The following is a 13,062-nucleotide window of genomic DNA, read 5'->3' as shown; positions in this document are numbered from 1 at the left end:
TCAGGAGAAGCGCGCCCGGAGTTCGGCTTCGAGGGTTTCGAGGGTGCGTCCCCTGGTCTCGGGGACGTAGTGCTTGACGAAGGTGAGCGAGAAGATCCCCGCCACCACGAACAGGAAGAACGTGTTGGAGATCCCGATCCCGTCCACCAGGGACGGGAAGACCAGACCGATCACGAAGTTGGTCAGCCACAGCACCACGGCGGCCACGCCCATGCCGAAGCCGCGCATCCGCATCGGGAAGATCTCCGACAGCATCAGCCAGGTCACCGGCGAGATCGCGCCCTGCTGGAAGGCGAGGAACGTGACCGTCATCGCGAGCACCGCGTACGCCCGGCCGTCCCCGGCGGGCAGCACCAGCGAGAACACCCCGATGAACAACAGGGCAGCCGTGGTGCCGATCTGACCGACCATCAGCATCGGACGGCGGTTGACCCGCCCGAGCAGCCAGATCCCGACGAAGGTGGCCAGCACCGAGATCACACCGTTGGCGATGTTCGCCGTCAGCGCGCTGTCCGAGGCGAAACCGGCGTCGGTGAGGATCTGCGTGCCGTAGTACATGATCGTGTTGACGCCGGTGATCTGCTGCACGATCGCGATGCCGAAGCCGACGAACACCAACTTCCGCACCCAGGGCACCGACTTGATGTCCTGCCAGCCGCCCAGCTTCTCCTGCTCGTCCTTGACGGCGAGCGCGGACACCTCGCTCAGCTCGGCCTCGGCCCGCTGCTGCGAACGGACCTGCCTCAGCACCTCCAGAGCCTCCGAGAAACGGCTCTGCGAGGCCAGCCAGCGCGGGCTCTCCGGCATGACCAGCATGCCGAACCACAGCACCACGGCCGGGACCGTGGCGATCACCAGCATCCACCGCCACACCCCGCCGGACCCACCGCCGACGTTCGCGATGACCGCGTTGGACGTGAAGGCCAGCAACTGCCCGCTGACGACCATCAGTTCGTTGCGGGTGACCAGCGCGCCGCGCCGCTCCGCGGGGGACACCTCGGCGAGATACACCGGCACCGTCACCGACGCGCCACCGACCGCGAGGCCCAGCACGAACCGGGCCACGACCATGACCGCCGTCGTCGGCGCGAGCGTGCAGCCCAGCGCGCCGACGAAGAACAGCACCGCGAGGGTGAGGATCGTACGGCGCCTGCCCCGCGCGTCCGACAGCCGCCCGCCGGTCACCGCGCCGAGCGCGGCACCCAGCAGCAGCGAACTGGTGACCATGCCCTCGGTGACCGGGGTCAGACCGAGGTCCTCGGTCATGTAGGGCAGGGCGCCGTTGATGACGCCGGTGTCGTAGCCGAAGAGCAGTCCGCCGAAGGTGGCGACGACCGTGATGACCCGCAGCCTCCGCGACACGGCGGGCGAGGGTGCGTCGGTGGTGAGGGCGGGGACCTGAAGCGCGTCGTCCCTGACGTTCATGGGCCGTCCTCCTACCGGTCGAGGTTCGGGCGTCGGGTCCCGCTCAGACCGCAGCCGGCGAGGTGCTCACGGGTGCCGACCGCGATGGGCAGCGGCACCTCGGGCGCGCACGGGTACAGGTCCTGCTCGACGATCACGAACAACTCGGCGTCCAACGCGGCCAGTTCGGCGACCACTTCGGCCGGGTTCGGCACCCCGGCGGGCGGCGACACGCACACGCCCCGCTTGACGGCCTCACCGAACGACAGGTCCTCGGCGGCGACCTGGGCGAGGACGGCCGGATCCATCTGCTTGATGTGCACATACCCGACGCGCTCGCCGAACCGGCGGATCAGATCGAGGTTGTCCCCGCCGCCGTAGGCCACATGGCCGGTGTCCAGGCACAGATTGGTGTACCGGGAGTCCGACTCGTTGAGCAGCCGCTCGATCTCGGGCTGCGTCTGGATGTGGCTGTCCGCGTGCGGATGGATCACGAGCCGGACGTCGTACTCCTCGAGGAGCAGCGTGCCCAGCCGGTCGGCGGCCCGGCCGAAGCCCGCCCACTGTACGGCGGTCAGCTCGGGCGACTCGGTGAACGCACCGGTCTTCTCGTCCCGGTACATCGGCGGGATGAGCACCAGGTGGTGGGCGCCCGCGGCGGCGGTCAGCGTGGCGACCTGCCGGACGTGGGCGAGCATCTCGTCCCAGGCCTCCGGGCGGTGCAGCGCGCCGAAGGCGGTCCCGCCGGACACCTTCAGCCCGCGCGCGTCCAGCTCCTCCTTGAGGCGCCGGGGGTCGGTGGGAAGGTAGCCGTACGGGCCGAGCTCGAACCACTCGTAGCCGGCCTGCTTCAGCTCGTCGAGGAAGCGGGTGTACGGGACCTGGTGCTCGTCCTCGGGGAACCAGATGCCCCAGGAGTCGGGGGCCGAGCCCAGGCAGAGGTTGCCTGCGGTGGTACGGAGCGGGGATGGCGCCGTTGCCATGGCTTCTCCTCGGGGAGAGTCGGGGATGTCAGCTGGAGGTGGGGAAGGTGAAGCCTGCGGTGATCTGGTGGCTGGTTCGGGGCCAGCGGGTGGTGACGACCTTGGGGCGGGTGCAGAAGCGGATGCCTTCGGGGCCGTGGATGGGGTGGTCGCCGATGAGGGAGTCCTTCCAGCCGCCGAAGGAGTAGTAGGACATCGGGACCGGCACCGGCACGTTGATGCCGATCATGCCGACCTTGATGCGGCGCTGGAATCGGCGGGCGGCTTCGCCGGAGCCGGTGAAGAGGGCGGTGCCGTTGCCGTAGGGGTTGGCGTTGATGACGTCGATGGCTTCGTCGAGGGTGTCGACGCGCAGGATCGCCAGGACGGGGCCGAACAGCTCGTCCTTGTAGGCGTCCATGTCGGGGGTGACGTGGTCGAGCAGGGACGGGCCGGTGAAGAAGCCGTTCTCGTGGCCTTCGATCTTCAGGCCGCGGCCGTCGACGACGATGGTGGCGCCCTGGACTGCCGCGGTGCCGACGGCGTTCTCGACGCGTTCTTGTGCGGCTTTGGTGATCAGGGGGCCCATGTCGGTGCCGGGGGTGTCGCCGGGGCCGACGTGCACGTCGTTGGCCTTGCGGGTGAGGATGTCGATGAGTCGGTCGGCTGTGTCGCCGACGGCGATGGTGACGGAGAGGGCCATGCAGCGTTCGCCTGCGGAGCCGTAGGCGCCTGCGGTGATGTGATTGGCGGCGAATTCGAGGTCGGCGTCGGGGAGGACGACGGCGTGGTTCTTGGCGCCGCCGAGGGCTTGGACGCGTTTGCCGTGGGCGGTGGCCTGTTGGTGGACGTAGGTGGCGATGGGTGTGGAGCCGACGAAGGAGACGGCTTCGACGCCGGGGTGGGTGAGGATGGCGTCGACGGCTTCCTTGCCGCCGTGGACGACGTTGAAGACGCCGTCGGGGAGGCCGGCCCTCTGGTAGAGCTGGGCGACGAAATTCGCTGCTGACGGGTCGCGCTCGGACGGCTTGAGGATGAAGGTGTTGCCCGTGGCGATGGCGATGGGGTGCATCCACAGGGGCACCATGGCGGGGAAGTTGAAGGGGGTGATGCCGGCGACGACGCCGAGGGGCTGACGGAAGTTGTGCACGTCTATGCCGCGGGAGACCTGGTCGGAGTAGGAGCCCTTGAGGACGTCGCCGAGACCGCAGACGTATTCGACGACCTCGCGGCCGCGGGTGATCTCGCCGCGCGCGTCGTCGATGGTCTTGCCGTGTTCGGCGGAGATGATCCGGCCGAGTTCCTCCTCGTGGTCGAGGAGGAGTTGGCGGAAGGCGAACATGACCTGGGTGCGCTGCGTCAGCGACGACTCCGACCACGACGCGAACGCGGCGGTGGCGGCCTGGACGGCGGCGTCGACCTCCGCGCCGCCGCCGAGGACGACCTGGGCCCGCACCGCGCCGGTGGCGGGGTTGAAGACGGGCTGGGTGTCCGTGCCGGGGACGGCGGCGCCGTTGATCCAGTGGGGGATGGTTGTCACGTGAGGGTCCTTCTCAGAGGTAGTGCCGCTGGGCTTGCTTGTGGGCGGCGTAGGTCTCGTGGGCGGTGCGGGTGGTGTCGAGGGCGGAGACTTCGCTGACCGGGACGTCCCACCAGCCGTGGCCGGGTGGGTGGGGGCCGTAGAGGTCGGTCTCGACGTGCACGACCGTGGTGCGGGTGGCGGCCTTGGCCTTCTCCATCGCCGTGCGGAACTCCTCGACGCTGGTGGCGTGCAGGACGTCGGCGCCCAGGGAGGAGGCGTTGGCGGCGAGATCGACGGGCAGGACGCCGCCGTCGAGGAGCCCGGAGTCGCCGTTGCGGTAGCGGTATGCGGTGCCGAAGCGCTGGGAGCCGAGGGATTCGGACAGGGCGCCGATGGAGGCGAAGCCGTGGTTCTGGACGAGGACGATGACGACCTTCAGTCCTTCGGAGACCATGGTGACGATCTCCTGGGCCATCATCAGATACGAGCCGTCACCGACCAGGACGACGACCTCGCGGGTGGGGTCGGCCATCTTGGCGCCGACGCCGGCGGCGACCTCGTAGCCCATGCAGGAGTAGGCGTACTCGACGTGGTAGGCCTTCGGGTCGCGGGCACGCCAGAGCTGTTGCAGGTCGCCGGGCATGGAACCGGCCGCGTTGATGACCACGGCCCGGTCGTCCAGGACGTCGTTGAGAGCGCCGAGGATCTCGGTCTGCGCGGGCAGCGGGCCGTGACCGACGTGGAAGCAGGCTTCCTCGATCTCCCGCGTACGGGCGATGAGTTCACGCGTGTGCCGTCGGTATCCGGGGGCGACTTCCCAGTCGGTGAGGGCTGCCGCGAGGGCCTGGATGCCGAGGCGGGCGTCGGCGACGAGGGGTTCGGCGGAGTGCTTCACCGCGTCCAGACGGGCGACGTTGAGGTTGACGAAGGTGACATCCGGGTTGGCGAACACCGTGTGGGAGGCGGTGGTGAAATCGGAGTACCGGGTGCCGATACCGAGGACGACGTCGGCGTCCTTCGCGAGCTCGTTCGCCGCGTGGGACCCCGTCGAGCCGATGCCGCCCACCGCATACGGGTGGTCCCACGGCACCGCGCCCTTGCCGGCGTGGGTGTCGGCGACCGGGATCCCGGTCCCCTCGGCGAACGCCCGCAGCACGGTCTCCGCACCGGAGTAGACGGCCCCGCCGCCGGCCACGATCAGCGGCTTCCTGGCGTTGCGCAGCAGGCGCACGGCCCGCTCGACGGCGGCCGGTTCAGGCACGGGGCGGCCCACGTGCCAGACGCGGCGGCGGAAGAACTCGATGGGCCAGTCGTGGGCCTCGGCCTGCACGTCCTGCGGCAGGGCGAGGGTGACGGCACCGGTCTCGACCGGGTCCGTCAGCACCCGCATCGCCGCCAGCGCGGCGGGGATCAGCTGCTCGGGGCGCTGGACGCGGTCGAAGTACTTCGACACCGCGCGGAAGGTGTCGTTGACCGTGACGTCACCGCCCCGGGTGTCCTCCAACTGTTGCAGGACGGGGTCGGCCGCCCTCGTGGCGAACATGTCGGAGGGCAGCAGCAGGACCGGGATGCGGTTGGTGGTGGCGAGCGCCGCGCCGGTGATCATGTTGGTGGAGCCGGGCCCGGTGGAGGCGGTGCAGGCGAAGGTCGCCAGCCGGTCGCGCATCTTGGCGTAGGCGACGGAGGCGTGGACCATGCCCTGCTCGTTGCGGGCCAGGTAGTACGGCAGGTCGGCCTCGCCGGTCGTGGCCGCCTGCAGCAGTGCCTGGCCGATACCGGCCACGTTGCCGTGCCCGAAGATCCCCCACACACCGGGGATCAGGCGCTGCTCCTGGCCGTCGCGCTCGCTGTACTGGGCGGCGAGGAAGCGGACCAGGGCCTGGGCGGTGGTCAGTCGTACGGTGTTCATGAGGGTTCTCCGAAGGGCAGCCGGTCGTCCACGTCCTGGGTGTCCCAGGTGGAGCGGACCCAGCCGTGCGCGGGGTCGTCGCAGATCAGCCAGGCACGGTCCTGTCCCGGGCCGGCCATGACGTTGAGGTAGTACAGGTCGTAGCCCGGCGCGGCGACCGACGGCCCGTGCCAGCCGTGGGGGATCAGCACCGCGTCGCCCGAGCGCACCTCGGCGAGTACGTCGATCGGCCGGTCTTCGGTGCCGTGGACCCGCTGGTAGCCGAAGCCGTTCTTCCCGTCGGCGATCTGGAAGTAGTAGATCTCCTCCAGCTCGGACTCCTCGCCGGGCCGGGCCCGGTCGTGCTTGTGAGGGGGGTAGGAGGACCAGTTCCCACCAGGGGTGAGCACCTCACAGACCAGGAGCCGTTCGGCGTCGAAGGTTCCGGGCAGGCAGTAGTTGTTGACCTGCCGCGAGCACGCGCCGGCGCCCCGGAGTTCGACGGGGACGTCCTCCTTGCGCCCGTACCGGGCGGGGAGTGAGCCCCGCCCGGTACGGGCGTTGGGCAGCGCGAACAGACCTCCCTGCGCGCTGCTGATGAGGGCCTCCGACTCGCTGGGGAGGTAGGCGAAGTCGGTGACCGAGGCGAACACGTCCCGCCGACCGTCGAGTTCGAAGTTCCGACCGGCGACGGTGACGGTGCAGGATCCCGTCAGCGGCAGGACCAGGAACTCGCAGTCGTCCGTGGTGAGGGCGTGTGCCTCTCCCGGTCCCAGGGACAGGGTCCTGAGGCCGGAGTGTCCCCAGCCCGCCGACTCCGGGGTGACCAGGAGGTCGTAGGGGCCGTCGGCCGCCGAACCGGCCGGGAGGTGGTATCTGCCGGTCACAGCAGGCTCACCGCCTTGTCCACCGCGCCCGCGACGTCTTTGCCCGCGGGGTAGAGCAGCGAGCGGCCCACGACCAGACCCTGCGCGGTCGGCTGCCTGAGCGCCTTGCCCCAGGACGCGAACGCGGCATCCGCGTCCTTGACCTCGCCGCCCAGCAGCAGCGCCGGCAGGGTGGAGGCCGCGAGGACACGTTCCATGCCGTCGACCACGGGCAGCTTCAGCCACGTATAGGCGGTGCGGCGGCCCAGGCCCGAGGCGATGGTGACCGACTTGACGACCGCGTCCGTCGACAGGTCGTTACGGATCCTCCCGTCCTGCCAGACCGAGATGAACGGCTCCACCATCGCGATGAGTCGACGGTCGTTGAGGGCGTCCACGGCGTGGGCGGTGTTCTCCAGGACGGAGGGCGTGGCCGGGTCGCCGAGGGCGATCCGGGTGAGCATCTTGCCGCCGTCGAAGCCCATCTCGGCGATCGTGGGCGCGTCGTACCCGGTGAACCGGTCGTCGATCTCGAACACCGACCCCGCGAGCCCCGCCCGGTTCATCGAACCGAACACGCTCTTGCCGTCCAGCACACCGAGCAGCAGCAGGTCTTCCAGGATGTCGGCGGTGGCCAACACGCCTGTCACGCCCGGGCGTTCGAGCGCGACGCACATGCGGTCCAGCAGCTCGAAACGATCCGCCATGGCGTTCGGGTCGCCGCCGACGCCGTTGGCGCCCCGGGCGGGATGGTCGGCGGCGATGATCATCGCCCTGCCGTGCTCTCCCAGCAGCGAGGTCGCCCTCACCCGGCGGGCGGCGGCAGCCGCGACCGCACCGGGATCGTTCACCCGGGCCGACACGATCCGGCTCAGCCTCTCAGACGGCACGGGCCACCTCACCCAGCTTCGCGTCGACCTCGGCTTCGGTCGGCATGGCCTCGGAACAGGCCAGCCGCCCGGCGACGATCGCCCCGGCGGCGTTGGCGAAGGACACCGTCCGCCGCACATCCCACCCCGACAGCAGCCCATGACACAGCGCACCCCCGAACGCGTCCCCGGCCCCGAGTCCGTTGACCACGTCCACCGGCACCGGCGCCACCTCCACCGCGACCCCGTCCCGGCCCATCGCCAACACCCCACGCGGGCCCTGCTTCACCACCGCCAGCTCCACACCCGCCGCCAGCAGCGCCTTCGCCGCCGCATACGGCTCCCGCTCACCCGTCGCCACCTCGACCTCGTCGAGATTGCCCACCGCCACCGTGCTGTGCCGCAACGCCTCCGCGTACAGCGCCCGCGCCCCGGCCGGATCCCCCCAGAACATCGGCCGCCAGTCCAGATCGAACACCGTCACTCCGGCCCCGGCCCGCGCCTGAAGCGCCGCCAGCGTCGCCGACCGGCTCGGCTCCTCGCACAGCCCCGTCCCCGTGACCCAGAAGACCGCCGCCGCGCGCACCGCCCCCAGATCCACCTCCCCCTCCGCGATGTCCAGGTCAGGGGCCTTCGGCAGGCGGTAGAAGTACAGCGGGAAATCGTCCGGCGGGAAGATCTCACAGAACGTCACCGGCGTCGGCGCCACCTCCGAGGTCCCCACATACCGGGCGTCGACCCCGTACCCGGCCAGCGCCGCCCGCACATACGCACCGAACGGATCCCGGCCCGTCTTCGTGATCACGGCCGCCGAACGCCCGTACCGCGCCGCGGCCACCGCGACATTCGTCGGGCTCCCGCCCAGGTACTTGCCGAACGAGGTGACCTCGGCCAGCCCCACCCCGGTCTGGAGCGGATACACATCCACTCCCACCCGGCCCATGGTCAGCACTTCGAACGACATCACGCTTGGTGTCCTTTCGCTCCGGAACCACCGGGGAGCTATCGGGGAAGGAGTTCCTGTCGCGCTCTACTAGCGCGCTCTAGTGCCAGTACGATGACCCCTGTCCAAATGTCATGTCAATAGCTTGTTGCCGGGGGATTTCAGGCGGGCCCGCCGAGGTGGGCCCCGTCGGAGGGCGGATCACGGGTGGATGCTTCGGGCGGGCGGCGGCCCACGATGGCGGACGTGGCGGCGCAGGCCGGTGTCTCGCGGGCGCTCGTCTCGATCGTGTTCCGCAACCAGCCGGGGGCGAGCGAGGAGACCCGGGAGCGGGTGCTGAAGGTCGCCGACGAGATCGGTTACCGGCCCGACAACGCGGCCCGGCTGCTGGCGCGGGGGCGCAGCCGCACCCTCGGCGTGATGTTCGCCGTGCAGCAGACCTTCCACAAGGACCTCATCCAGGGGATCTACCCGGAGGCGGAACGGCTCGGCTACGACGTGCTCCTCTCCGCCGCCGCCGAAGGGCGCAGCGAGGCCCAGGCCGTGGAGGCGCTGCTCGGGCACCGCTGCGAGGCGCTGATCGTGCTCGGCTCCGAGGCGGGAGCCGTCGATCTCGACGAGCTGGGGCGGCGGGTGGCCACCGTGTCGGTGGGCCGCGGGGCGCCCCGGGCGCGCGCCGACTTCGTGCACTCCGCCGAGGGGGAGGGTGTACGGCAGGCCATGGACCACCTCGTCGGGCTGGGGCACCGGCGGATCGTGCACATCGACGGCGGCCGTGGGCCCGGTTCGGTCGACCGGCGGCGTGCCTACCGGGCGGCGATGCGCCGGCACGGGCTGGCGTCCGAGGTGCGGGTCATCCCCGGCGAGCACACCGAGCGGTCGGGCATCGAGACCGGTCTGCTGCTGCTCGCGGAGCGTGACCGGGGGCTGCCGCTGCCGACGGCGGTCCTCGCGGGCAACGACCGCTGTGCCATGGGGGTGTTGATGTCCCTGGCGCGGGCCGGTGTGGAGGTGCCGCGGGATGTGTCCGTCGTCGGCTACGACGACAGCCACCTCTCCCATCTGATGCCGATCGGTCTGACCACCGTCCGGCAGGACGCGGTGCTGATGGCGGAGCGTGCCGTGCGGTTCGCCATGGAGCGGCTGGAGAGTCCCGAACTCCCCCGGCGGGAGGCGGTGTTGGATCCCCGGTTGGTGGTACGGGGGACCAGTGGGCCGGTTCCGGGGACGGCGGCCTGATACAGCTGCCGTACGGCTCGGCACCTCTTCACCGAACCTTCACGAACTCCCCAAGTGCTTTAGGTTTCAAGGGGCTACGCTCGCGCTCATTCCCCCCACGCAGCACAGGAGACCCGTTGTGCGAGACGGCAACGTAGTGGTGATAGGCGGCGGTTACGCGGGCGTCCGTCTGGCGAAGCGCCTGGACGCGACGGTGAACGTCACACTCGTGGACCGCAAGGAGGTCTTCTTCCATCGCATCGCCTCGCTCCGCGCCGGTGTGCGCCCGGAGTGGACGGTGACCCCCTTCATCCCCTACGACCGCCTGCTGCGGCACGGCCGGGTGGTCGTGGGCAAGGCGGTCCGGATCGACCCGGTCGCTCGGGAGGTCGTCCTCGCGGCGGGCGAGCGGCTGCCGTACGACGTCCTGGTGATCGCCACCGGGGCCGACTACCCCGAACCGGCCCGTTTCAGCGGCGGCACCGCCGAGGAGGCGGCCAGGGTGTTCGGTCAGTACCAGCGGAAGATCGCCGTGGCCGAGCACGTCCTCGTCGTCGGCGGCGGGCCCTCCGGGGTCGAACTCGGCGCCGAGATCCGGCTGGCCCGCCCGGACGCCCGGGTCACCCTCGCCCATTCCGGGCCGGAGCTGCTGACCTCGACGGGCAGCGCCCGCGCCGGTCGCAGGGCCCGCGCCTGGCTGGAGTCCCACGATGTGGAGGTGCGGCTGGAGTCCTTCATCTCCCCCGGGAACGACTTCGGCACCTATCGCGACGCCCGCGGCGCCGTCCTCGCCGCCGACCTCTCCTTCTGGGCGACCGGCACCACCCCCAACACGCTCTGGCTGCGCCTGGCCGGGCACGGCGACTGGCTCAACGGCACCGGGCACGTCAAGGTCGACAAGATGCTCCGGGTCGTGGGGCGGCCGGACGTGTTCGCGGTCGGGGACGTGAACGACGTCGGCGAGCTCAAGGTCACCCCCGCCGCCCTGTCCCAGGCGGAGACCGCCGCCCACAACATCGGCGCCTATCTGCGCAGTTCGGGCCGGCACAGCAAGAAGACGCGCTTCTACCGGGCGGTCCACCGCACCCCGCTCATCGTGCCCTTCGGCCCCTCCGACGGGGTGACCGTCGTGCCCGTGCCGGGCGGTGACACCGCGGTCCTCGGCACCCGGACCACCACCATCGCCAAGGCGAAGACCCTCATGACCCCGTTCATGCGGCGCCAGCTCGGCTACACGGCGGCCTGAGGCCGGAACCCCTCCACGCCCTCTTCCCGCCTTCGAAGTCACCTTCGAGGTCACCTTCGAGGTCACCTTCAAAAGACCGTCGCACACGGGCTTGAAACTTCAAACACATTCGGGGAGGGTGGAGGTGTGCTTGAGAGTTCAAGCGTTTCGCGATCCGCAGGATCCGTCCCCCTGGGGTGCCCCATGTCTGTTGCCTCCGAAGCCGCCGCCGCCCGCCGAGGTCCGCTCGTCGTCGTGGCCGGGGTGATCGCCGCCGTCGTGGTGGCGTCCGTCGCGGACGCGGTGCTCGCGCTCGCCGCCCTGGCCCTGGGCGCGCCGGACGACTTCCAGCCGCTCGAGCCGGGTTCCTACATCTTCCTGACCGCCGTCGGGACCGTCGCCGGCGCGCTCGGCTGGGCCGTCGTCCGCAAGGTGTCCAAGGACCCCGCGGCCCTCGTCCGTCGGCTGGTCCCGATCCTTGTCGTCGTCTCCTTCGTCCCCGACTTCCTGCTCTTCGGCGCCGGCGGCGTGATCGGCGTGGTGGCGCTCCTGCTGATGCACGTCGTGGTCGCGACGGTCGCGGTGTTCGCCTACCGCACGGTCATGCCGCTGTCGTAGCGGACCGCGGCACGCGCGAAGCGCGGGCGGGGACCTCGGCCACCGCCCGCCCTTCCCGCGCGGCATCAGACCGGCGGCGCGACGAAGACACCGGGGTCGACGTCGTTGAACGATTCCCATGCCGATGTGGGCGGGCAGGTCGTCGCCGCCGGTCCGGAGTTCCTCGTGGGCGTGGAGCACGGTGCCGTCGGGGGCGAGGACGGCGACCCCCTCGGCGGCGTACCCGTCCTTCTCGACGTCCGCCAGCACACCGACCTCGCGCAGCACGCGCAGGGCGTTGCCCTGGAGGGTGATGCCGGAGCCGGCGGAGGCCTTCCGGTCCGGGCTCGCCTCGACCAGGTCGACGGCGATACCGGCCCGGCGCAACAGCACGGTCAGGGCGCTTCCGGAGGTGCCGCCGCCCATGACCAGGACGGAGTGCTTGATTCTCTCGGGCATGTCGGGATACCTCTCGGGTAGGGCCGTGGCGTCGCGCGGCGAACGCCGAGATTTCCTCCTGCTGGGGTGCGGTCTACTGTGACCGTGATCGGAGAATCACGGAAATCAATCCTGTGGATCTGCCGCATCCACGACATGGATGGCTCGTCGTTCCCTAGGTGGTGCCCCCGGTGAACCTGTCCCGACTCGATCTCAACCTCGTAGTCGCCCTGCGCGCCCTGCTGGAGGAGCGCAATGTGACACGGGCCGGCGAGCGCATCGGCCTGAGCCAGCCCGCGATGAGCGCGGCGCTGGCGCGTCTGCGGCGGCACTTCGACGACGAATTGCTGGCCCGTACGGGCAACGCCTATGAGCTGACCCCGCTGGGGGTCGCCCTGCGGGACCGCAGCGCGACCGCGTGCGATCTGCTGGAGCGGGTGTTCTCCAGCCAGGCCGACTTCGAACCGGCCGCCGAGAGCCGGGAGTTCACCCTGCTCGCCTCGGACTACGGAGCGGCCGTGTTCGGTGCCGCGCTCGCCCGGGCCGTGCACCAGGAGGCACCCGGCATCCGGTTCACCTTCCAGCACCCGGCGCCCGGGGTCGTGGAGAACACCGCGACCGCGCTCAGCACCGTCGACGGACTGCTGCTGCCGCACGGAGTCATCGACGGCTTCCCGGCCGTCGACCTCCACCAGGACCGCTGGCTCTGCCTGGTGGCCGACGACAACCCCGAGGTCGGCCACGCACTCACCCTCGACCACCTCGCCCGGCTGCCCTGGGCGGTCTACCAGCGGCCCTACGACGCACCGGTCGCCCGGCAGCTCAGCATGCTCGGCATCAGCCCCCGGGTGGAGGTCTCCGTACAGACCTTCCAACTGCTGCCCCACATGGTCGAGGGCACCCGGCGGGTCGCCATGATCCAGGAACGGCTGGCCCGCAAGGCGGTGCGGGCGGCCGCGGTGCGGGTGCTGCCGTGTCCCTTCGAGGCCGTTCCGGTGCAGGAGGCGTTGTGGTGGCATCCGGTGCACGCGCAGGACGCGGCGCACATCTGGCTGCGCCGGAAGAGCGCCGAGGTGGGGGCGACCTTGATCGAGGCGTGAGCCGTGCCGTGCCCCGACGGGCCGTCACGC

At 70.8% G+C, this 13,062-nt stretch carries 11 protein-coding genes and 1 pseudogene; 4 read left to right on the top strand and 8 right to left on the bottom strand.

The annotated features are described in order from the left end of the window. From OG852_RS07440 to iolC, 7 genes are read right to left on the bottom strand one after another with little or no spacing between them, the layout of a single operon-like run. Positions 1-1,425 carry a sugar porter family MFS transporter gene (locus OG852_RS07440; protein WP_330347400.1) on the bottom strand — a complete coding sequence of 475 codons (1,425 nt, stop codon included), beginning with the start codon at positions 1,423-1,425 and terminating at the stop codon, positions 1-3. Between the two features lie 11 nt (positions 1,426-1,436). Then, positions 1,437-2,387 (bottom strand): TIM barrel protein, encoded by a 951-nt coding sequence (locus OG852_RS07435; RefSeq protein ID WP_330347399.1) that lies wholly within the window; start codon positions 2,385-2,387, stop codon positions 1,437-1,439. A 28-nt stretch (positions 2,388-2,415) separates the two neighbouring features. Beyond that, positions 2,416-3,906, bottom strand: a complete 1,491-nt coding sequence (locus OG852_RS07430) for a CoA-acylating methylmalonate-semialdehyde dehydrogenase (protein ID WP_133917577.1) — start codon at positions 3,904-3,906, stop codon at positions 2,416-2,418. Positions 3,907-3,919: 13 nt separating this feature from the next. Further along, positions 3,920-5,797, bottom strand: a complete 1,878-nt coding sequence (iolD, locus tag OG852_RS07425; protein ID WP_330347398.1) for a 3D-(3,5/4)-trihydroxycyclohexane-1,2-dione acylhydrolase (decyclizing) — start codon at positions 5,795-5,797, stop codon at positions 3,920-3,922. After that, positions 5,794-6,663 carry a 5-deoxy-glucuronate isomerase gene (iolB, locus tag OG852_RS07420; protein ID WP_330347397.1) on the bottom strand — a complete coding sequence of 290 codons (870 nt, stop codon included), beginning with the start codon at positions 6,661-6,663 and terminating at the stop codon, positions 5,794-5,796. The genes iolD and iolB overlap by 4 nt, the downstream gene beginning before the upstream one ends. Further along, positions 6,660-7,532, bottom strand: coding sequence for a Cgl0159 family (beta/alpha)8-fold protein (locus tag OG852_RS07415; protein WP_133917574.1), 873 nt, complete (start codon positions 7,530-7,532; stop codon positions 6,660-6,662). The genes iolB and OG852_RS07415 overlap by 4 nt, the downstream gene beginning before the upstream one ends. Then, on the bottom strand, positions 7,522-8,475 hold the full coding sequence (iolC, locus tag OG852_RS07410; RefSeq protein WP_330347396.1) for a 5-dehydro-2-deoxygluconokinase: 954 nt from the start codon (positions 8,473-8,475) through the stop codon (positions 7,522-7,524). Before iolC ends, OG852_RS07415 begins: the two co-directional genes overlap by 11 nt. Positions 8,476-8,691: 216 nt before the next feature. On the opposite strand from iolC, the gene OG852_RS07405 reads away from it, so the two are divergent. The 3 genes from OG852_RS07405 (at position 8,692) to OG852_RS07395 (ending at position 11,515) form a co-directional block, all read left to right on the top strand. Continuing rightward, complete coding sequence (locus OG852_RS07405; protein WP_133917608.1) at positions 8,692-9,693, top strand: LacI family DNA-binding transcriptional regulator; 1,002 nt, start codon at positions 8,692-8,694, stop codon at positions 9,691-9,693. Positions 9,694-9,811: 118 nt separating this feature from the next. After that, positions 9,812-10,918: an NAD(P)/FAD-dependent oxidoreductase gene (locus OG852_RS07400; RefSeq protein WP_133917572.1), complete on the top strand. Its 1,107-nt coding sequence runs from the start codon at positions 9,812-9,814 to the stop codon at positions 10,916-10,918. 183 nt (positions 10,919-11,101) lie between these two features. Next, positions 11,102-11,515 carry a DUF6069 family protein gene (locus OG852_RS07395; RefSeq protein ID WP_133917571.1) on the top strand — a complete coding sequence of 138 codons (414 nt, stop codon included), beginning with the start codon at positions 11,102-11,104 and terminating at the stop codon, positions 11,513-11,515. 117 nt (positions 11,516-11,632) lie between these two features. Here the strand turns inward: OG852_RS07395 and OG852_RS07390 are convergent. Continuing rightward, positions 11,633-11,953: pseudogene (locus OG852_RS07390) on the bottom strand (FAD-dependent monooxygenase); the annotation flags it as partial. 170 nt (positions 11,954-12,123) lie between these two features. On the opposite strand from OG852_RS07390, the gene OG852_RS07385 reads away from it, so the two are divergent. Beyond that, entirely contained in the window at positions 12,124-13,032 is a 909-nt protein-coding gene (locus OG852_RS07385) for a LysR family transcriptional regulator (RefSeq protein ID WP_133917570.1), read from the top strand. Positions 13,033-13,062: the final 30 nt, after the last annotated feature.

The sequence above is a fragment of the Streptomyces sp. NBC_00582 genome (genome assembly GCF_036345155.1).
GTDB lineage: Bacteria > Actinomycetota > Actinomycetes > Streptomycetales > Streptomycetaceae > Streptomyces.
This window is presented reverse-complemented; position numbering and strand designations above follow the sequence as displayed.